The 19,532-nt window shown below is 71.3% G+C and carries 17 protein-coding genes; 11 read left to right on the forward strand and 6 right to left on the reverse strand.

Going from position 1 to position 19,532, the window contains the following annotated elements; genetic code table 11:
- Positions 1-3: 3 nt before the first annotated feature.
- The 3 genes from ABZU69_RS06835 to ABZU69_RS06845 all read right to left on the reverse strand — a co-directional run bounded on the left by ABZU69_RS06835 (position 4) and on the right by ABZU69_RS06845 (position 3,537).
- Positions 4-1,191, reverse strand: a complete 1,188-nt coding sequence (locus ABZU69_RS06835; RefSeq protein ID WP_354963438.1) for an NADH-quinone oxidoreductase subunit D — start codon at positions 1,189-1,191, stop codon at positions 4-6.
- Positions 1,188-2,492, reverse strand: coding sequence for an SAM-dependent methyltransferase (locus tag ABZU69_RS06840; RefSeq protein WP_354963439.1), 1,305 nt, complete (start codon positions 2,490-2,492; stop codon positions 1,188-1,190). Before ABZU69_RS06840 ends, ABZU69_RS06835 begins: the two co-directional genes overlap by 4 nt.
- 133 nt (positions 2,493-2,625) lie before the next feature.
- Complete coding sequence (locus ABZU69_RS06845; protein ID WP_354963440.1) at positions 2,626-3,537, reverse strand: SDR family oxidoreductase; 912 nt, start codon at positions 3,535-3,537, stop codon at positions 2,626-2,628.
- A 120-nt stretch (positions 3,538-3,657) separates the two neighbouring features.
- On the opposite strand from ABZU69_RS06845, the gene ABZU69_RS06850 reads away from it, so the two are divergent.
- From ABZU69_RS06850 to nadC, 7 genes are all read left to right on the forward strand, one after another.
- The gene (locus tag ABZU69_RS06850) at positions 3,658-4,248 is read left to right on the forward strand and encodes a TetR family transcriptional regulator (protein WP_354963441.1); all 591 of its coding nucleotides are present in this window, start codon (positions 3,658-3,660) and stop codon (positions 4,246-4,248) included.
- A 208-nt stretch (positions 4,249-4,456) separates the two neighbouring features.
- Positions 4,457-5,416, forward strand: coding sequence for a Rossmann-like and DUF2520 domain-containing protein (locus ABZU69_RS06855; RefSeq protein WP_354963442.1), 960 nt, complete (start codon positions 4,457-4,459; stop codon positions 5,414-5,416).
- A gap of 55 nt (positions 5,417-5,471) precedes the next feature.
- Positions 5,472-6,320 carry a pantoate--beta-alanine ligase gene (panC, locus tag ABZU69_RS06860; protein ID WP_354963443.1) on the forward strand — a complete coding sequence of 283 codons (849 nt, stop codon included), beginning with the start codon at positions 5,472-5,474 and terminating at the stop codon, positions 6,318-6,320.
- 41 nt (positions 6,321-6,361) lie between these two features.
- Positions 6,362-6,790, forward strand: a complete 429-nt coding sequence (gene panD, locus ABZU69_RS06865) for an aspartate 1-decarboxylase (RefSeq protein ID WP_089018653.1) — start codon at positions 6,362-6,364, stop codon at positions 6,788-6,790.
- A gap of 93 nt (positions 6,791-6,883) precedes the next feature.
- The gene (locus tag ABZU69_RS06870) at positions 6,884-7,780 is read left to right on the forward strand and encodes a septum formation family protein (RefSeq protein WP_354963444.1); all 897 of its coding nucleotides are present in this window, start codon (positions 6,884-6,886) and stop codon (positions 7,778-7,780) included.
- A gap of 108 nt (positions 7,781-7,888) precedes the next feature.
- Positions 7,889-9,586 carry an L-aspartate oxidase gene (locus ABZU69_RS06875; RefSeq protein WP_354963445.1) on the forward strand — a complete coding sequence of 566 codons (1,698 nt, stop codon included), beginning with the start codon at positions 7,889-7,891 and terminating at the stop codon, positions 9,584-9,586.
- 53 nt (positions 9,587-9,639) lie between these two features.
- The gene (gene nadC / locus ABZU69_RS06880) at positions 9,640-10,536 is read left to right on the forward strand and encodes a carboxylating nicotinate-nucleotide diphosphorylase (RefSeq protein WP_354963446.1); all 897 of its coding nucleotides are present in this window, start codon (positions 9,640-9,642) and stop codon (positions 10,534-10,536) included.
- 29 nt (positions 10,537-10,565) lie between these two features.
- Here the strand turns inward: nadC and ABZU69_RS06885 are convergent, their stop codons facing one another.
- Positions 10,566-11,657 (reverse strand): DUF5919 domain-containing protein, encoded by a 1,092-nt coding sequence (locus ABZU69_RS06885; protein ID WP_354963447.1) that lies wholly within the window; start codon positions 11,655-11,657, stop codon positions 10,566-10,568.
- Between the two features lie 118 nt (positions 11,658-11,775).
- Here ABZU69_RS06885 and ABZU69_RS06890 point away from each other — a divergent pair, with 118 nt between their 5' ends.
- A complete protein-coding gene (locus tag ABZU69_RS06890; protein ID WP_354963448.1) occupies positions 11,776-12,534 on the forward strand; it encodes a type III pantothenate kinase in 759 nt (252 codons plus the stop codon).
- Between the two features lie 13 nt (positions 12,535-12,547).
- Here the strand turns inward: ABZU69_RS06890 and ABZU69_RS06895 are convergent, their stop codons facing one another.
- A complete protein-coding gene (locus ABZU69_RS06895; RefSeq protein ID WP_354963449.1) occupies positions 12,548-13,288 on the reverse strand; it encodes a class I SAM-dependent methyltransferase in 741 nt (246 codons plus the stop codon).
- 88 nt (positions 13,289-13,376) lie between these two features.
- Between ABZU69_RS06895 and lysS the strand changes: the two genes are divergently transcribed.
- From lysS to ABZU69_RS06910, 3 genes are all read left to right on the forward strand, one after another.
- On the forward strand, positions 13,377-14,885 hold the full coding sequence (gene lysS / locus ABZU69_RS06900; protein WP_354963450.1) for a lysine--tRNA ligase: 1,509 nt from the start codon (positions 13,377-13,379) through the stop codon (positions 14,883-14,885).
- A 111-nt stretch (positions 14,886-14,996) separates the two neighbouring features.
- Positions 14,997-15,341 carry an Lsr2 family protein gene (locus ABZU69_RS06905; protein WP_074318984.1) on the forward strand — a complete coding sequence of 115 codons (345 nt, stop codon included), beginning with the start codon at positions 14,997-14,999 and terminating at the stop codon, positions 15,339-15,341.
- A gap of 514 nt (positions 15,342-15,855) precedes the next feature.
- The gene (locus ABZU69_RS06910; RefSeq protein ID WP_354963451.1) at positions 15,856-18,387 is read left to right on the forward strand and encodes an ATP-dependent Clp protease ATP-binding subunit; all 2,532 of its coding nucleotides are present in this window, start codon (positions 15,856-15,858) and stop codon (positions 18,385-18,387) included.
- Positions 18,388-18,618: 231 nt separating this feature from the next.
- On the opposite strand, the gene ABZU69_RS06915 is transcribed toward ABZU69_RS06910, so the two are convergent.
- Positions 18,619-19,515 (reverse strand): A/G-specific adenine glycosylase, encoded by an 897-nt coding sequence (locus ABZU69_RS06915; RefSeq protein WP_354963452.1) that lies wholly within the window; start codon positions 19,513-19,515, stop codon positions 18,619-18,621.
- Positions 19,516-19,532 lie beyond the last annotated feature (17 nt).

Below are 19,532 nucleotides of genomic sequence, written 5' to 3' on the forward strand. Positions count from 1 at the left end.
CGGTCACTTGTCGATGTCGCCGACCACGAAGAACATCGAGCCGAGGATGGCGATCAGGTCCGGCACCAGGCAACCGGGCAGTAGGGTGGACAGTGCCTGCACGTTGGCGTACGACGCGGTGCGCAGCTTCAACCGCCAGGGCGTCTTCTCACCCCGGGACACCAGGTAGTAGCCGTTGATGCCGAGCGGGTTCTCGGTCCAGGCGTAGGTGTGCCCCTCCGGCGCCTTGAGCACCTTCGGGAGGCGGGTGTTGATCGGCCCGGTCAGCTGGTCCACCCGGTCCAGGCACTGCTCGGCGAGGTCCAGCGAGGCGTACACCTGGTCGAGCAGCACCTCGAAACGGGCGTGGCAGTCACCGGCGGTGCGGGTGACCACCGGCACGTCCAGCTGGTCGTAGGCCAGGTAGGGATCGTCGCGGCGTAGGTCCAGGTCGAGCCCGGACGCCCGGGCCACCGGCCCGGACGCGCCGAACGCGGCGGCGTCCGCGGCGGAGAGCACGCCCACGCCCACCGTCCGGGCCAGGAAGATCTCGTTGCGCCGGATCAGGTGGTCCAGGTCGGGGAGCCGCCGGCGTACCTCGCCGATCGCCGCGCGGGCCCGGCCGGTCCAGCCGTACGGCACCTCCTCCTTGAGGCCACCCACCCGGTTGAACATGTAGTGGATCCGCCCGCCGGAGACCTCCTCCATCACCGCCTGGATGGTCTCCCGCTCCCGGAAGGCGTAGAAGACCGGCGTGATCGCGCCGATCTCCAGCGGGTAGGAGCCGAGGAACATCAGGTGGTTGAGCACCCGGTTCAGCTCGGCCAGCGCCATCCGCAGCCAGGTGGCCCGCTCGGGCACCTCCATGCCCATCAGCCGCTCCACCGCGAGCACGACACCCAGCTCGTTGGAGAACGCCGAGAGCCAGTCGTGCCGGTTGGCCAGCACGATGATCTGCCGGTAGTCGCGTACCTCGAAGAGCTTTTCCGCCCCCCGGTGCATGTAGCCGATGATCGGTTCGCAGGCGATCACCCGCTCGCCGTCGAGTACCAGCTTCAGCCGCAGCACGCCGTGGGTGGAGGGGTGCTGCGGGCCGATGTTCAGCACCATGTCGGTGCCGAGCTGCTGATCGCCGGTGCCGGCGACCAGGCCGGCCCCGGTGCCGACGGTCAGTTCACGGAGGTCCCCGGCGTCGGTGGTCATGTCCGTCATCGTGCCACGGCCGGACCGAGCGGGATGCCGACCGGTTGGCGCAGCCACCAGTGCCCGCCGAGCCCGGCCGGGTCGGTCAGCTCGGCCACCGCCGACGCGGCGGCCAGCGCCCGCACGTACCCCGCCGGGTCGGTGCCGGCCAGGCTCAGCGGCGGTCGGCCGCCGTCGGCCCCGAGCGCCCGCAGCGCCTCCCGCTGCGAGACCAGGGAGTACGCACACCGAGCGACCGCCGCACCGGCGGAGGCGACCGAGTCCATGGCCACGTGCGCGGTCACATCACTCGAACCGTCCGGCACCGGAGGCACCTGCCGCCCGGCCCGGTACCCGGTCAACGTCCCGTCGACCGGCCGGCTCTCCCGCAGATGTCCGTAGTCGACCGCGACCGCCAGCCCGCGTTCGATCCTGCCTACTGCGCCGGCCCACGCTTCGTCCCGCGTCCTTCCGATTTCTGCGCGGTGGTCGCTGTGGGGGGTTTCCGGGCAGCCCGGCCGGCTCCGGGCGGTCAGGCTTGATCCCTGCGCCGGCCGGGCTGCCCGGAAACCCGACTCGCTCGCGCTGGTCGCGTCCGTCCTGGTCAATGCCAGATCTGGGTCGCTGTCCGCACCTGGGGAGGCCGAGTCCGTGGGCCACCACTCCGTCAGCCAATCAAGATCAGCAGGACTGACCAGCTCACCAACCGTCTCCGCACCGCTCTCGGGATCGACCAACACATATCGCCAGCCATCTGTCGTGTGCACCGCCACGTCCAGCGGAACGTTGTCCAACCACTCGGTTGCCAGCAGCACCCCATTGATCCCAGCAGGAATCTCAGACACCCACCCGATCTCCTCCGGTAGGTGCTCGGGACGGGGCGCCAACTCGACTGCCGTGAACCGCACGCGTTCCGCGAGCGACGGACGAACGGCGACCGCCGACGGCTCGTCACTCAACCGCCGGGCGGAGGCCGTGGGAGTCAGGGTTTCCGGGGAGCCCGCCCGCGGAGGGATCAAGCCTGACCGCCCGGAGCGGGTGGGCTCCCCGGAAACCCCCACCGCGAGCCCGACGGCGCCCTCGAACGCGACAAGCCCATGTAGGGCATGCAACAGCTCGCCCCGCCCAGCGCCCACGTCGACCACGTCCAGCCGCGACGGGTGGCCAAGGGCTGTGTCCACCTCTGCGATCAGGCGTAGCAGTGCGCTGGCGAACGCCGGGGAGGCGTGCACGCTGGTTCGGAAGTGATCGGCCGGCCCGGTGCCGGCGACGAAGAAGCCGTCCGGCCCGTAGAGGGCCTGGCTCATCGCGTCCCGCCACAGCATCGCCATCAGCTCAGTCCGGGTTCGGGGTGCGTCACCGTGCCGACCCTACGGTCACCTGGCGGATCGACCCGCGCACCCGGCCGAGTGCCGGACAGGAACTGCCGGTGTCCCGGCAGGAGTCAGGGCCGCCGTTCACGGCTCATGCCTGGAAGTAGTGCCCTGCGTCCAGGTCGGCGATCAGGCCGGGGTGGGAGGGGGTCCAGTCCAGCAGTTCGCGTGTGATCGCGGACGACGTCGGATTGTCCAGCTGCACGAACGACCCGAGGAAGCCGAAGTGGTCGTTCGCCTCATCGGCGCTGATGCTTCGGACCGGGATGTCGAGGTTGCGGCCGATGGCAGCGGCGATCTGCTGGAAGGGGACTCCCTCGTCGGCGGCTCCGTGCAGGCGCGCACCGGCCGGGGCCCTTTCGAGGGCGAGCCGGTAGAGCTCGGCCGCGTCGAGCGTGTGCACGGCCGGCCACCGGTTGGCGCCCTCGCCGACATATGCGGCGTACCCGTTCTGCCGGGCGGCCGCGATGATGGCGGTGATGAAGCCGTAGTGGTCGAGCGAGCTGTGCACCGTGGGCGCGAGCCGGACGATGGAGGAGCGCACATCGCGGGAGGCGAGGTTGGCTACGAAGTTCTCCGCGTCGATCCGGTAGCCGCCGCTCGGGAAGGTGTCGCGTTCGGTGCCGGGGCGGCCGACGATGTCGCCCATCGCGAGCATGGCCGTTCCGGTCGTGCCGACGAGGGGTTTGCCGGAGCCGTCCAAGCCGTCGGCGAGTGCCTTGAGGGCGTCCAGATCGGCCGCGGCGGCACCGGCCAGGTCGCCGTTGATCATGAGGTCGTGGCGGAACGCCAGGTGGATCACCCCGTCGGAGGCGGCCGCCTCTTCCCGAAGCACGTCGAGGTCGGACAGGTCGCCGCGGCGTGCCTGGGCGCCGAGCTTCTCGATCGTGGCGGCGGACGCGTCTGAGCGTGCCAGGCCGACGACTTCGTGCCCGGCGGAGAGCAGTTCCGGCACGACCGCAGAGCCGAGATGGCCGGAGGCACCTGTGACGAATACGCGCATGGTGGTTCCTTCGTGTGAGTACCGATGTCACGTGGCGACATCACCGTAGCTCGCGATGTCACCGCGCGACATCCCTCGGACGAAATAATGTCACGGTGTGACATCGGATACCATCGCCACATGGCCCGCTGGCAACCGGACGCGCGCGGCCGCCTGGAGGCGGCCGCCTTCGAGCTGTTCCGCGAGCGCGGGTTCGAGCAGACGACGGTCGCCGACATCGCCGCCCGCGCCGGTCTCGACAAACGCACCTTCTACCGGCTCTTCGGCGACAAGCGGGAGGCGCTCTTCAGCGGCGGCGGGCACCTGGAGGAGGTCCTGGTCAAGGCGGTGGCCGAGACGGACGCCGCCCCTTTCGAGGCGGTCGTCGCCGCCTTCCGTCGGGTGGCGGAGGAAATCTTCGCCGACCGCCTCGAGCTGGTCCGGGTGCGCCAGTCCATCATTGCGAGCAGCCCCGAGCTGCAGGAGCGTGAGCTGCGCAAAGGGACCTCAATGGTGGCCGCGGTCATTGCCGCGCTGCGGGCCAAGGGCCTCGGCGAGACCACGGCCACCCTGGCCACCGAGTCGGGTGTCACGGTCTTCCGGGTTGCGTACGCCCGTTGGGTCGCGCCCGACAGCGACGCCCCGCTCACCGACCTGATCGCCGAGGTGGCCACCGAGCTGCGCGCGATCACGTCGGCCCCGGGGGCATGCCCCGACCGTGGTCGGCCGTGACCTCCACCCCGCTGCCCGGGTAGCCGGGTGATGCCCCCCCCGCCGCTGGTCCCGCAGCGGTTGGGAAGGGGCCCTTGTACAACCGGAGGCCTTAACAAGGGGCCCTTTCTTCGGTGGTGAACGTTTTCACACATCCTGTTTCGGCTCTGTGACGCGGGCGCATACTTGCGATCGACCGGTACCCCTTCTCGAGGACTGGATCGTCGTCATGAGCGCACCGCTGCGCCCGCGTCCGGCCGCCCCTCACGGGCCCGCCGTTCTCGGTGCTCCCCCCGCCACCTCCCGTCTGCTCACCGTCGGTGTCGTTGGCGCCGGCCGGGTCGGTGCCGTGCTGGGCGCCGCACTCGCCGCCGCCGGCCACCGGGTGGTCGCCGTCACCGGCGGCTCCGGAGCCAGCCGTGCCCGGCTCGCCCTGCTGCTGCCGGAGGTGCCCCGGCGCCCGGTTTCCGCTGTCGCCCACGCCGCCACCGACCTGCTGCTGCTCGCGGTGCCGGACGACGCGCTGGCCGGTGTGGTGGCCGACCTCGCCGACCGGGGCGCGCTGCGCCCGGGCCAGATCGTCGCGCACACCTCCGGCGCCCACGGGCTGGCCGTGCTGGCGCCGGCCGTCGCGGTGGGCACCCGGCCGCTCGCCCTGCACCCGGCGATGACCTTCACCGGTACGCCGGACGACCTGACCCTGCTGGCCGGCATCTCGTACGGGGTGACCGCTCCGGCGGAGTTGCGCCCCCTGGCCGCCCGACTGGTCGCCGACCTCGGCGGAGTGCCCGAGTGGGTGGGCGAGGCCGACCGCCCGCTGTACCACGCCGCGCTGGCCCACGGCGCGAACCACCTGGTGACCCTGGTGAACGAGGCCACCGACCGGCTGCGCGACGCCGGGGTGGCCCGGCCGGAGAAGGTGCTCGCCCCGTTGCTGCGGGCGGCCCTGGAGAACGCGCTGCGGCTCGGCGACGACGCGCTCACCGGCCCGGTCTCGCGTGGCGACGCGGGCACGGTCCAGCGGCACCTGGCCCGGTTGGCCGCGACCGCCCCGGAGTCCGTTCCCGCGTACCTGGCGCTGGCCCGGCGTACCGCCGACCGGGCGATCGCCGCCGGCCGGCTGCGGCCGGTGGACGCGCAGTCGCTGCTCGGCGTGCTCGCCGACACCACCCGGCAGGTGAACGCGTGAGCGCCAGGAGTGAGCCGATCTTGCGAGCCCCGCAGTGCTGGACCGAGGTGACGCGATGACGCAGCTTGTGCACACCCGCGCCGACCTGGCCGAGGCTCGTGCCGGGCTGAAGGGCACGGTCGGTGTGGTGATGACCATGGGTGCCCTGCACTCCGGGCACGAGACGCTGCTGCGCGCGGCGCGGGACCGGGCCGACCACGTGCTGGTGACGATCTTCGTGAACCCGTTGCAGTTCGGGCCGAACGAGGACTTCGACCGCTATCCGCGGACCCTGGACGCGGACCTCGAGGTGTGCCGTCGGGCCGGCGCCGACGTGGTCTTCGTCCCGTCGGTGGCCGAGATGTACCCGGACGGCCAGCCCCGGGTGCGGCTCGACCCGGGCCCGCTCGGCGGGGAGTTGGAGGGCGCGAGCCGCCCCGGCTTCTTCCACGGGGTCCTCACCGTGGTGCTGAAGCTGTTCCAGCTCACCCAGCCGGACCTGGCGTTCTTCGGAGAGAAGGACTACCAGCAGCTCACCCTGGTCCGGCGGATGGCCCGGGATCTGGACGTGCCGGTCGAGGTGGTCGGTGTGCCGACCGTCCGGGAGCCGGACGGGTTGGCCCTGTCCAGCCGTAACCGCTACCTGAGCGGGCCCGAGCGGGCCGCCGCGCTGAGCCTGTACGCCGCGCTGCGGGCCGGTGCCCAGGCCGCCGATGCCGGTCTGGACGCGGGGGCGGTGCTGACCGCCGCGCACGCCGCGTTCGGCGCCGGTACGCCGGGTGCCCGGCTCGACTACCTGGTGCTCACCGATCCGGAGCTGGAGCCGGGGCCGGTGTCCGGGCCGGCGCGGCTGGTGATCGCCGCGTGGGTGGGCGCCACGCGGTTGATCGACAACGCGGCCATCCACCTCGCTCCCCGCCCCTGACCCGGCCGCACCCTCCACCACTTTCGCGAAAGGCCATCCCGATGCTGCGGACCATGCTCAAGTCGAAGATCCACCGCGCCACGGTGACCCAGGCCGACCTGCACTACGTCGGTTCGGTGACGGTGGACGAGGATCTGCTCGACGCCGCCGACCTGCTCCCCGGCGAGCAGGTGGCGATCGTGGACATCACCAACGGTGCCCGGCTGGAGACGTACGTCATCCCGGGCGAGCGGGGCAGTGGCGTGATCGGCATCAACGGCGCGGCCGCGCACCTGGTGCACCCTGGTGACCTGGTCATCCTGATCTCGTACGGGCAGATGGACGACGCCGAGGCCCGGTCGTACCGGCCGCGGGTGGTGCACGTGGACGCCGACAACCGGGTGGTCGAGCTGGGCGCCGATCCGGCTGCGGCGGCTCCGGGCACGGCCGGCGACCCGGTGCCGAGCCCGCTGGCCGTGGCCAGCGCCTGATCCGCGCGGCGATTCCGGTCTGTCACCGGAAGGTCATTTCCGGTTACCCTTGTCACGCCGTCGGAAGCTGGTCAGTGGCTGGGGGAGGCCGCGATGCGCCGTGCGATGACGACCCTGCTCGCCGCTGCCGTCACGGCAGTTCTGCTGGTCGGCTGCGCCGAAGACGGCGGCATGGACGGTGATCTGACCGATGACTGGGCGGCCCTGCCGCCGGCGGCGGCGTTCACCCCGGTCGCCGGGGTGTGTCAGACCGCCGACTTCACCGACGTGGTCACCCTGGCCAGCTACCAGCCGATGGACTGCGCCGGCCCGCACCGGTTGGAGACCGTGCACGTCGGCGCTTTGCCGGTCGAGCGGGCCACCGCCCCGGCCGGTGGCTCGGCGGAGCTCCGTGGCGCGTTCGCCGACTGCGACACCCGGGCCACCGGGTACGTGGGCGACGACTGGCGGGCGGGCCGGCTGCGGCTGTCGGTGGCGCTGCCCTCGGCGCCGGGCTGGGCGGCCGGATCCCGCTGGTACCGGTGCGACCTCAGCGAGCTGACCACGGTGGAGGCGGCGGCCACGGTGGTGGTCCGGTCGGGCAGCCTGCGGGACGCGTTGAAGGGGACCTCCGGGCCGCGGCTGGGCTGTCAGCAGACCCGCGGCGGGGCCGGCCGGGGCGTGGAGACGCTGATCCCGGTGGAGTGCGGCGCTCGGCACGACGCCGAGTTCGTCGGGGTCTGGCGAGCGACGGACCGGCCGTACCCGACCCGGGATGCCGACTGGGCTCCGCTCTACACGGGTTGTCGCAGCGTCCTCGGCCGGTACGTGGGGGTGCCGGACGACGCCGAGCTGCGGTTCCGCAGCGGAGTGGTCGTTCGCCCGCCGGGTGCGGGGCGCTGGCGGGTCGGTGACCGCGGGGTCCGCTGCTACCTGTGGCTCAGCGACCGTACGGTGACCGGCTCGCTGCGGAGCGCGGGCCCGGCGGGGCTGCCGGTCCGGACGAAGTGACCATCGCCCGCCGGTCGGCGCGGCACGGTGGGCGCGGGACGGGGTAGCCCATACCACTCGTCCCGCCCCCGGCGCCCCGGACGAGGACGGTTCGGGTTGACTGGGGGGATGGACCTTCCGACCGTCGACCTGCCGGCCCTGCCCCCGTTGCTGGCCGCGCCCGTGCCCGGCTGGGTGGAGACCACCGACGTGATCGTGGTGGGTTCCGGGGTTGCCGGGTTGACCGCGGCGCTGCACCTGCGCGAGGCGGGCCTGCACGTCACGGTGGTCACCAAGGTCAATATCGATGACGGCTCGACCCGGTGGGCGCAGGGCGGCATCGCGGCGGTCCTCGATCCGCGGGACACTCCGGCGGCGCACGCCTCGGACACCGAGGTCGCCGGCGTCGGGCTCTGCGACCCGGCGGCTGTCCAGGTGCTGGTTGAGGAGGGCCCGGTCCGACTGCGGGAGCTGATCCGGATCGGCGCCGAGTTCGACCGCCACCCGGACGGCTCGTTGATGCTGACCCGTGAGGGCGGGCACCGGGCGGACCGGATCGTGCACGCCGGCGGGGACGCCACCGGGGCCGAGGTGCAGCGGGCCCTGCACGCGGCGGTTCAGCGGGACCCGTGGATCCGGTTGGTCGAGCACGCCCTGGTGCTGGACCTGCTGCGCGCTCCCGGCGACGGCCCGGACGGGCTCGGCCGGGCCTGCGGGATCACCCTGCACGTGCTCGGCGAGGGCAGCGAGGACGGCGTCGGAGCGCTGCTGGCCCGGGCGGTGGTGCTGGCCACCGGCGGGATGGGTCAGATCTTCGCGGCCACCACCAACCCGGCGGTCTCCACCGGGGACGGGGTGGCGCTGGCGATGCGGGCGGGCGCGGCGGTGACCGACGTGGAGTTCGTCCAGTTCCATCCGACCGCCCTCATGACACCGCCCGGTGCCGGTGTGCCCGGCGCCGGGCACGCGCAGCAGCCGCTGGTCTCCGAGGCGCTGCGCGGCGAGGGCGCGTACCTGGTGGACGGGGACGGCAAGCGGTTCATGGTGGGCCAGCACGAGCTGGCCGAGCTGGCTCCCCGGGACGTCGTGGCCAAGGGCATCCACCGGGTGCTGCTCGCCACCGGCGCGGACCACGTCTTCCTCGACGCCCGGCACCTGGGCGGGGAGTTCCTGGCCGGGCGGTTCCCGACCATCGTGGCGTCCTGCCTGGCGATCGGTGTCGACCCGGCCACGGACCTGATCCCGGTCGCCCCGGCCGCGCACTACGCCTCCGGCGGTGTCCGCACCGATCTTTTCGGCCGCACCTCGATTCCCGGCCTGTACGCGTGCGGCGAGGTCGCCTGCACGGGTGTGCACGGCGCGAACCGCCTGGCCAGCAATTCGCTGCTGGAGGGTCTGGTCTTCTCCCGGCGGATCGCCGACGACATCGCGGCGGGCCTGCCCGAGCAGGTCCGACCGGCGGACACCGGCGCGTGGCGCGGTGGTGCGGGCTGGGTGCTGCCGGCCGAGGCGACGCCGGCCCTGCAACGGGCGATGACCCGGGGCGCCGGGGTGCTCCGTTCGGCTGCCACGCTGGCCGAGACGGCCGGGACGCTGACCGAGATGGGCACCGCCCGAGGTCGGCCGCGGACGGCCGACTGGGAGGCGACGAACCTGCTCACCGTGGCGTCGACGTTGGTGGCCGCCGCGTACGCGCGCGGTGAGACCCGGGGTTGCCACTGGCGGGAGGACTTCCCGACGGCCGACGAGCGGTGGTTGGGCCACCTGGTCGGGTCGGTCGGGGCGCAGGGTCGGTTGACGCAGCAATGGGAGGGACGGCAACAGTGAGCGCGAGGAGTGAGCCGGTGTTGCGAGCCCCGCAGTCGCGAACGGAGATGGCATTGACGGAGTCGACGCAGCGGGCGTTGCGGGCGGGCGGCCTGGACCCGGCGCAGGTGCGGACGGTGATCGAGACCGCGCTGGTCGAGGATCTGGGGCCGGACTTCCTCGACGTCACCAGCGTGGCCACCATCCCGGCGGAGCAGACCGACACCGCCGATCTGGTGGCCCGCGCGGACGGCGTGGTGGCCGGGCTGAGCGTGGCCGCCGCCGTGTTCGAGCTGGTCGGCGAGGTGACCGGCTTCGGCCGTACCGTCGAGGTGTCGCAGGTGGCCGGCGACGGCGAGCGGGTGGCCCGCGGCGATGTGCTGGCGACGGTGACCGGGCCGACCCGGCTGCTGCTCACCGCCGAGCGGACGGCGCTCAACCTGCTCTGCCGGATGTCCGGGGTGGCCACCCACACCCGTGCCTGGGCGGACGCGCTGGCCGGCACGAAGGCGATGGTGCTGGACACCCGCAAGACCACGCCGGGCCTGCGGGCGCTGGAGAAGTACGCGGTGCGGGCGGGCGGCGGCACCAACAAGCGGATGGGCCTCTACGACGTGGCCATGATCAAGGACAACCACAAGCTCGCGGCCGGGGGCATCACCGCGGCGTACCGGCGGGTCCGGGAGGCGTTCCCGGAGGTGCCGGTGCAGGTCGAGGTGACCACGGTCGACGAGGCGCTGGAGGCGGTGGACGCCGGCGCGGACTTCCTGCTCTGCGACAACATGACCCCGGAGACGCTGGCCGAGGCGGTGGCCGCGGTGGGTGACCGGGCGGAGCTGGAGGCGACCGGCGGGCTCACCCTGGAGGTGGCGGGCCGGTACGCGGCCACCGGCGTGGACTTCCTCTCGGTGGGCGCGCTGACCCACTCGTCGCCCATCCTGGACATCGCGATGGACCTGCGGATCGAATGACGGGTACGCGGCCGGCGGCGGGCCGCGCCTCAGACGGTGGTCAGTGAGGTGGCGGCCAGATTGAAGATCACCCGGTTCTCGGTGTCCTGCCGGCCGTCGAGCCCGTACTTGGCCCGGAAGAGCTCCAGCACCCGGTTGTAGATCGCGGGCGCCAGCTCGTCCGCCTCGCCGATGGCGAAGACCTCGCCCGCCACCTCGGGCCGGTCCAGCACCACACTCAGCCCGGCCAGCCCGTGTCGGGCGACGTTGCGCACCAGGTCGGTGCCGGCGATGTACCAGTCGCCGTCGGAGCGTACGTAGAGCGCCTCGCAGGTCTCCAGGTCCCGTCCGGCCTGGCGTAGGCAGAGCCGCAGGCTGAGGCAGGCCTCCAGGTCCTCCAGGGGCGCGGTCTCCCACAGCTCGGCGAACCGGTCGTCGACGAACTCGCCCAGCGGGGTGGAGACGAACGCCTCGATCTGCTGGGTGTCGAAGGTGCTGCCCTGCACCGGGAAGAACGAGATGAACGCCTTGCCGTCCCAGCGGTACATCTGCACCGAAGGGGCGGCGCTGTAGACCCGGACCTGGAGCCGGGCCCGGGCGGCCTCCGGCAGCTCCTCGCGGAGCCGGGCCAGGTGCCACAGGTTGTTGAGGATGGCCACCGAGGCGTCCCGCCGGCGCAGCTCCTCGCCGCGCAGCCGGACCGCCGGTGAGTCCGGGTCCAGCAGCAGCACCTTGACGGTGGCGCCGTTGGCGAGCGCGGAGCGCAGCGCGGCCACGAACCGGGTCGCGTACGGGCCCTCGAGCATGCTGGTCCAGGTCTCCAGGATGGCCACGGTCTCCCGGCACTGGGCGACCCGTTCGATCAGCGCATCCCGGTCCAGCCGGGGATGCTCGATGATGCTGACCGTCTGGAGTTCGCGGAAGAGCGGGTTGAGCACCACGTAGGTCAGCAGCGTCATGATCAGCGCGGCGCCGATGTTGAGGTAGAGGTCCCCGGCGAAGCTGCCGGTCTCCCGTCGGGACGCCTGCCACGCCTGCACGATCATCCAGATCGCGCCGCCGGCCAGCGCGACCAGCACCAGCACGTGCCGCCGGCGCCGGCGCAGGGTGTTGCGCCCGCGCACCCACCACGTCCCCGACATGTCCGCTCCCCGTCCGGCCGCGCCGTGGATCGACCTATGTTCATGTCGTGATGGGACCAGGATACGGTCCGCCGGCCGGTCCGCGCCCGTCCGTACGGTCGTTGTCTAGGCTTCGTGCGTGCTGCTCTGCATCGACATCGGAAACACCAACACCGTGCTGGCGACCTTCGACGGCGACAAGCTGGTGCATTCCTGGCGGATCAAGACCGATGCCCGCTCGACGGCGGACGAGCTGGGCCTGATGTTCCGGGGCCTGCTCGCCGGGGACAACGTCGAGATCACCGGCGTGGCCGCCTGCTCCACGGTGCCGGCCGCGCTGCGCTCGCTGCGCACCATGCTCGGCCGCTACTACGCCGACCTGCCCAGCGTGATCGTCGAGCCCGGTGTGCGGACCGGGGTTCAGCTGGCGATCGACAACCCGAAGGAGGTGGGCGCCGACCGGGTGGTGAACACGCTGGCCGCGTACACGCTCTACGGCGGGCCGTCGATCGTGGTGGACTTTGGCACCACCACCAACTTCGACGTGATCAGCGGTCGTGGCGAGTTCCTCGGCGGGGCGTTCGCCCCGGGCATCGAGATCTCCTTCGACGCGCTGGCCGCCAGGGCCGCCCAGCTGCGCAAGGTCGAGGCCACCAAGCCCCGCTCGGTGATCGGCAAGAACACCGTGGAGTGCCTCCAGTCCGGCCTGTACTTCGGCTTCGCCGGGCAGGTGGACCGGATCGTCGAGCGGATGACCGAGGAGTTGGGCGAGGTGAAGGCGGTGATCGCCACCGGCGGCCTCGCCGCGCTGGTGATCAACGAATGCCACAGCATCACCCACCATGAGCCGATGATCACGTTGATCGGGCTGCGGATGGTCTACGACCGGAACCTGTGACTCCGGTGGGGGTTCAGCGCCGTCGGGCGCGGAAGACCACGGTCCGGTACGGCAGCTCGACGCTCTCCCGTCCGGCCAGGTCCGGATGGCCGGCGAGGAGCTGCCGCAGCTCCCGGTCGACGGTCGCCCGCTGCTGGCGATCCGCCGTCAGGTAGTGGGAGCGGGTGTGACTCATCCCGACCACTTCGTCGGGGGTGAGGGTGGTGTGGTGCTCGAACACGCCCAGCTCCACCGCGTCGAAGGCCGGGCCGAGGTCGGTCACCGACTCGGTCAGGTCGATGGTGTGGTCGCCCATGTGGGCGATCCGGCCCAGCTCGGCCACCCAGTCGACGCGATCGTCCCGGGTGTTCCAGATCGGGGCGAACGTCCCGCCCGGCCGCAGCACACGGGCGACCTCGGCGTGCGCGCGCTCCTTGTCGAACCAGTGGTAGGCCTGGCCGACCACCACCGCGTCGGCGCTGCCGTCCGGTAGCGGCATCGACTCGGCGCTGCCGGCCAGGGCCGTGACGTCGGGGGTGGCGGAGTCCAGTTGGGCCCGCATGCCGGGGTCGGGCTCCACCGGCAGCACCCGGTGGCCGAGTGCCCGTACGACCCTGGTCAGGATGCCGGTGCCGGCCCCGAGGTCGACGACCTGCGCGGCGTCGCTCAGCCCGCCGAGCGCCCAGCGCACCGCCTCTACGGGATAGCTGGGACGAAACCGGTCATAGTCGCTGGCCGCGGCACCGAAGGACAGGGCGTGAGTGTGATCGACCATGAGGCGCAGGTTATCCGGTAACGACCCCCAGGGGGCTTGAGTACGCTCGGGCCTGACCCCCCGTATCTCCGTGACGAGGAAGCGTGCCGTGAGCGAGCAGAACGCCGTGCCAGTGGACCCCGCCGACGACCTTCCCGAGCAGATGAAGGTCCGCCGGGAGAAGCGGGACCGGATGATCGCCGACGGCATCGAGGCCTACCCCGTCGGATTCCCGCGTACCGCCACCCTGTCGGAGGTCCGTGGGCGCTACGCCGACCTGCCCACCGACACCGCCACCGGCGACCAGGTCTCGGTCACCGGACGGGTGATCTTCGTACGCAACACGGGCAAGCTCTGCTTTGCGACGCTGCGCGACGGCGACGGCACCGAGTTGCAGGCGATGCTCTCGCTGGACCGGGTCGGGCCGGAGCGGCTGGAGGCCTGGAAGCGGCTGGTCGACCTCGGCGACCACGTCGGCGTCGCCGGCGAGGTGATCACCAGTCGCCGCGGCGAGCTGTCGGTGCTGGCCGATCGTTGGGACATGACCGCCAAGGCGCTGCGGCCGTTGCCGGTGGCGCACAAGCCCCTCTCCGAGGAGGCGCGGGTCCGGCAGCGCTACGTCGACCTGATCGTCCGGCCGCAGGCCCGGCAGATGGTCCGTACCCGGGCCGCGGCGGTGCGCAGCATCCGCGATTCGTTGCATGGGCAGGGTTTCATCGAGGTGGAAACTCCGATGTTGCAACTGCTGCACGGCGGCGCGGCGGCCCGACCGTTCGTGACCCACAGCAATGCGTTGAACACCGACCTGTATCTGCGAATCGCTCCGGAACTGTTTCTCAAGCGCGCGGTGGTCGGCGGTGTCGACCGTGTCTTCGAGATCAACCGCAACTTCCGTAATGAGGGTGTCGACTCTTCGCACTCACCGGAGTTCGCGATGCTGGAGACGTACGAGGCGTACGGCGACTACGACACGATGGCCGAGTTGACCCGCAATCTCGTGCAACAGGCGGCGGTCGCGGTCAGCGGCTCGACCGTGGTGACCCACGCCGACGGTCGGGAGTTCGACCTGGGTGGTGAGTGGCGGTCGGTGACCCTGTTCGGCGTGCTTTCCGAGGCGCTTGGCGAGGAGGTCACGGTCCGCACCGAACGGTCCCGCCTGGTGGAGTACGCGGACAAGGTGGGATTGGCCGTGGACCCGAAGTGGGGCCCGGGCAAGCTGGCCGAGGAACTGTTCGAGGAGCTGGTCGTCCCCGGCCTGGAGGCGCCCACCTTCATCCGGGACTACCCGGAGGAGACCAGCCCGCTCACCCGTGCGCACCGCAGCGAGCCGGGGCTGGCCGAGAAGTGGGACCTCTACGTGCTCGGGTTCGAGCTGGGCACCGCGTACTCGGAGCTGGTCGACCCGGTGGTGCAGCGGGAGCGGCTGGTGGCCCAGGCGCAGCTCGCCGCCCGTGGCGACGACGAGGCGATGCGTCTCGACGAGGACTTTCTCCGGGCGATGGAGTACGGAATGCCGCCGGCCGGCGGTATGGGAATGGGAATCGACCGGCTGTTGATGGCCCTGACCGGGCTCGGAATTCGGGAAACCATCCTCTTCCCGTTGGTCCGCCCGGAGTAGTCCGGCTCGCCTCGCGCCGCGTCGATACCGCATCCTATTGACGGGGCGCGCGGCGCGGGGGTTATTGTGCTCTCGTTAGCAGGAGCACCCTGCTCGAAAGGAATGTGGGACGTGGCCAAGCAGATCATTCACAAGCTGGTCGATGACCTGGACGGCGGGGACGCGGACGAGACTGTCAAGTTCGCCCTCGACGGCGTTCAGTACGAGATCGACCTGTCGAGTTCCAACGCCGCGAAATTGCGCGACGTATTCGCTCCCTACGTGGGCGCCGGCACCAAGGTGGGCCGGGGCGGCGTGGTGATCGGTGGACGGGCCGCCCGCGGCCGGGGCGGCGCGACCGCTGACCGGGAGCAGAACAAGGCGATCCGGGAGTGGGCCAAGAAGGCCGGCAAGGACATCTCGGACCGGGGGCGCATCCCGCAGGAGATCGTCGACGAGTACCACGCGAAGCGCTGATCCTCAGCAGTCTGGTGGCCAGCGGCCGCCGCAGGGCGACACCGACGCCGGGCCGGAGCATTCTCCGGGCCGGCGTCGCCGTATTCCCGTCAGACGCGGGGCCGGAGGTCGGAGGCCGAGCCAGGGTCGGGAAGCATTCCCACGCGACCGACGTTGTCCACAACCGGTGGAGCAGTTGTCCACAGCCTGTGGAAAACCCTCCCCAGGGTCGGGCGTGGCGTTCGTCGCCAGCGCCGGCCCCCTCCCCGGAGCTCTCCGGAGCCGGGAGAGGGCTTCCGTCGCGCCGGTCGGATTTCGCTCTGCGCGTAGCGACAGGGGTACCGGAACACCTCCTGAGCGCGGACGGTTGTGCAAAACGACGTGGAACCGACCCGTACCCGAGACACACGACCTCAGCTGAGTCGGTCAGCGACGATAGAGTAAGGAGGCACGGACGCCCGTCCCGGACGTTCGTGCACCGGCCCCGCCAAGATCTTGACCATCAAGGCGCACGGCACGTGAGGAGCACGAGGGCATGTTCGAGCGGTTCACCGACCGAGCGCGACGGGTTGTCGTCCTGGCCCAAGAAGAGGCCCGGATGCTCAACCACAACTACATCGGTACGGAACACATCCTGCTGGGCCTGATCCACGAAGGTGAAGGCGTCGCGGCAAAGGCCCTGGAGAGCCTCGGCATCTCCCTGGAGGGCGTCCGCCAGCAGGTCGAGGAGATCATCGGCCAGGGTCAGCAGGCGCCGAGCGGGCACATCCCGTTCACGCCGCGGGCCAAGAAGGTGCTTGAGCTGTCGCTGCGCGAGGCGCTGCAGCTCGGCCACAACTACATCGGCACGGAGCACATCCTGCTCGGTCTGATCCGCGAGGGTGAGGGCGTCGCCGCCCAGGTGCTGGTCAAGCTCGGCGCCGACCTCAACCGGGTCCGCCAGCAGGTGATCCAGCTGCTCTCCGGCTACCAGGGCAAGGAGCCGGCCGCGGCGGGCGCCGCGCCGGGTGAGGCCGCGCCGTCGACCAGCCTGGTGCTGGACCAGTTCGGCCGCAACCTGACCCAGGCCGCCCGTGAGGGCAAGCTCGACCCGGTCATCGGGCGCGAGAAGGAAATCGAGCGGGTCATGCAGGTGCTCTCCCGCCGTACCAAGAACAACCCGGTCCTGATCGGTGAGCCAGGTGTCGGTAAGACCGCCGTGGTGGAGGGCCTGTCCCAGAAGATCATCAAGGGCGAGGTGCCCGAGACGCTCAAGGACAAGCAGCTCTACACGCTTGACCTCGGTGCGCTGGTCGCCGGTTCCCGTTACCGCGGTGACTTCGAGGAGCGCCTCAAGAAGGTGCTCAAGGAGATCCGCACCCGCGGCGACATCATCTTGTTCATCGACGAGATCCACACCCTGGTGGGCGCGGGTGCCGCCGAGGGCGCGATCGACGCGGCGAGCATCCTCAAGCCGATGCTGGCCCGCGGTGAGCTGCAGACGATCGGAGCCACCACGCTCGACGAGTACCGCAAGCACCTGGAGAAGGACGCCGCGCTCGAGCGCCGGTTCCAGCCGATCCAGGTGGGTGAGCCGTCGCTGGCGCACACCATCGAGATCCTCAAGGGCCTGCGCGACCGCTACGAGGCGCACCACCGGGTCTCGATCACGGACGCGGCCCTCGTCGCGGCCGCGACTCTGGCCGATCGATACATCTCCGACCGCTTCCTGCCGGACAAGGCGATCGACCTGATCGACGAGGCCGGTGCCCGGATGCGGATCCGCCGGATGACCGCGCCGCCAGACCTGCGCGACTTCGACGAGCGCATCGCCCAGGTGCGTCGCGACAAGGAGTCCGCGATCGACGCGCAGGACTTCGAGCGCGCCGCCCAGCTGCGCGACAAGGAGAAGCAGCTCCTCGGCCAGAAGGCGCAGCGGGAGAAGGAGTGGAAGGCCGGTGACCTGGACGTCGTCAGCGAGGTTGACGACGAGCAGATCGCCGAGGTGCTCGGCAACTGGACCGGCATCCCGGTCTACAAGCTGACCGAGGAGGAGACCTCGCGCCTGCTGCGCATGGAGGACGAGCTGCACAAGCGCGTCATCGGCCAGGAGGACGCGGTCAAGGCGGTCTCGAAGGCGATCCGGCGTACCCGGGCCGGCCTGAAGGACCCGAAGCGCCCGTCGGGCTCGTTCATCTTCGCCGGCCCGTCCGGTGTCGGTAAGACCGAGCTGTCCAAGGCGCTCGCCGAGTTCCTCTTCGGCAGCGAGGACGCCCTCATCCAGCTGGACATGTCCGAGTTCCACGACCGCTACACGGTCTCCCGGCTGGTGGGTGCCCCTCCCGGCTACGTCGGCTACGACGAGGGCGGGCAGCTGACCGAGAAGGTGCGGCGTCGGCCGTTCTCGGTGGTTCTCTTCGACGAGATCGAGAAGGCCCACCCGGACGTGTTCAACACGCTGCTCCAGATCCTGGAGGACGGTCGGCTCACCGACGGTCAGGGTCGGATCGTGGACTTCAAGAACACGGTCATCATCCTGACCACCAACCTGGGCACCAGGGACGTCGCCAAGGCGGTGTCGCTCGGCTTCCAGGCGTCGGAGGACTCCGAGTCCAACTACGACCGGATGAAGCAGAAGGTCAACGACGAGCTCAAGCAGCACTTCCGGCCTGAGTTCCTCAACCGGATCGACGACACCATCGTCTTCCACCAGCTGCGCCAGAACGAGATCCTCTCGATCGTGGACATCATGATCCAGCGGATCGAGACGCAGCTGCGCAACAAGGACATGGGTCTGGAGCTGACCGACAACGCCAAGAAGTACCTGGCGTTGAAGGGCTTCGACCCGGTGCTCGGTGCCCGTCCTCTGCGTCGCACGATCCAGCGCGACATTGAGGACAACCTGTCCGAGCGGATCCTGTTCAACGAGCTGACCCCGGGTCAGATCGTTGTGGTGGACTGCGAGGGCGACCCGAACGACATCGACAAGTCCAAGCTCGTGTTCCGGGGCGCGGAGAAGCCGGTGGAGGTTCCGGACGCCGTGCCGGCCGACCTCGGTGGCACCGCAGCCGCGGGCGCCGACGAGTAACACAAGCAGCATCAGGGGCGGGGCCCCGGTGGCGCGAGCCACCGGGGCCCCGCTCTTTTCGCTGTCCCCGCCGTGTGCGCGGCTTCCACCCCTCGGCGGTCGGTGTCCGCCCGAAGCGGCCCCCACCGGGTGGCCGTCACTGTCTTTGGCGCTATACCTCAGAGGTATAAATATGCCTCTGAGGTATAGCGCTCGTTGCTGACCTCGCCCCGGCCGCGTCGGCGGAGGTGATCAGGCGGGTAGGGACGGGCCGTCGCCGGTGAGGCGGAAGGCGTCGGTGCCTACCGGCTCCACCAGCCCGTCCTGAACCAGGCCGGCCAGGGCCCGGGCGCGCTGCACGTCGTCGGTCCAGACCTGGTCCAGCCGCTGGTGCGGCACCGGTCCGGTGTTCTCTCGGAGCACCCCGAGCAGCAGCCCGCGTACCTGCCGGTCGGTGCCCGCGTACCGCTGGGGGCGGCGTGTGGGTCCGGCCGGCGCCTCCTGCCCGGAGGCCCTCCACGCGCAGACCGACTCGACCGGGCAGGCCGTGCAGCGCGGTGAACGGGCCGTGCAGATCACCGCGCCCAGCTCCATGAACGCCGCACTGGCCAGGGCCGCTGCGGCCGGCTCGGCGGGCAGCAGCTCCTCGGTCGCGACCAGGTCGGCGGGCCGGGTGGCCGCCCCCGCGTCCGGTTCGCCGGCCACCGCTCGGCAGACCACCCGGCGCACATTCGTGTCGACCACCGGGTGCCGCTGCCCGTACGCGAACGCGGCCACCGCCCGCGCCGTGTACGTGCCGACCCCGGGCAGCGCCAAAAGCTGCTCCAGTCGGTCCGGCACCTGGCCGCCGTGCCGGTCCACGATCGCGACCGCGCACTCCCGCAGCCGGACCGCCCGGCGGGGGTAGCCGAGGCGCGCCCACATCCGGATCGCCTCGGCCGGGCTGTCCGCCGCCAGCGCGGCCGGGTCCGGCCAGCGGGCCAACCACGCCTGCCAGGCGGGGACCACCCGGACCACCGGCGTCTGCTGGAGCATGACCTCGCTGACCAAAATGGCCCACGGGCTGACCCCGGGCTCGCGCCACGGCAGGTCACGGGCGTGCTGTCGGTACCACTGGCTGATCAGAGTGGCGAAATCGGGTTGAGTCATCGCGCCGTCGATGATGT

Origin of the sequence: Micromonospora sp. NPDC005206 (genome assembly GCF_040608175.1) — a bacterium.
In the GTDB taxonomy this organism is placed as follows: Bacteria; Actinomycetota; Actinomycetes; order Mycobacteriales; family Micromonosporaceae; genus Micromonospora.

Coding starts and splice junctions, on each gene's coding strand:
- ABZU69_RS06850 (WP_354963441.1), top strand. CDS start 3,658: ATGGCCCGCTGGCAACCGGACGCGCGCGGCCGCCTGGAGGCGGCCGCC.
- ABZU69_RS06855 (WP_354963442.1), top strand. CDS start 4,457: ATGAGCGCACCGCTGCGCCCGCGTCCGGCCGCCCCTCACGGGCCCGCC.
- ABZU69_RS06845 (WP_354963440.1), bottom strand. CDS start 3,537: ATGCGCGTATTCGTCACAGGTGCCTCCGGCCATCTCGGCTCTGCGGTC.
- ABZU69_RS06885 (WP_354963447.1), bottom strand. CDS start 11,657: ATGTCGGGGACGTGGTGGGTGCGCGGGCGCAACACCCTGCGCCGGCGC.
- ABZU69_RS06915 (WP_354963452.1), bottom strand. CDS start 19,515: ATGACTCAACCCGATTTCGCCACTCTGATCAGCCAGTGGTACCGACAG.
- ABZU69_RS06835 (WP_354963438.1), bottom strand. CDS start 1,191: ATGACGGACATGACCACCGACGCCGGGGACCTCCGTGAACTGACCGTC.
- ABZU69_RS06875 (WP_354963445.1), top strand. CDS start 7,889: ATGGACCTTCCGACCGTCGACCTGCCGGCCCTGCCCCCGTTGCTGGCC.
- panC (WP_354963443.1), top strand. CDS start 5,472: ATGACGCAGCTTGTGCACACCCGCGCCGACCTGGCCGAGGCTCGTGCC.
- panD (WP_089018653.1), top strand. CDS start 6,362: ATGCTGCGGACCATGCTCAAGTCGAAGATCCACCGCGCCACGGTGACC.
- ABZU69_RS06840 (WP_354963439.1), bottom strand. CDS start 2,492: ATGGCGATGCTGTGGCGGGACGCGATGAGCCAGGCCCTCTACGGGCCG.
- ABZU69_RS06895 (WP_354963449.1), bottom strand. CDS start 13,288: ATGGTCGATCACACTCACGCCCTGTCCTTCGGTGCCGCGGCCAGCGAC.
- ABZU69_RS06910 (WP_354963451.1), top strand. CDS start 15,856: ATGTTCGAGCGGTTCACCGACCGAGCGCGACGGGTTGTCGTCCTGGCC.
- ABZU69_RS06870 (WP_354963444.1), top strand. CDS start 6,884: ATGCGCCGTGCGATGACGACCCTGCTCGCCGCTGCCGTCACGGCAGTT.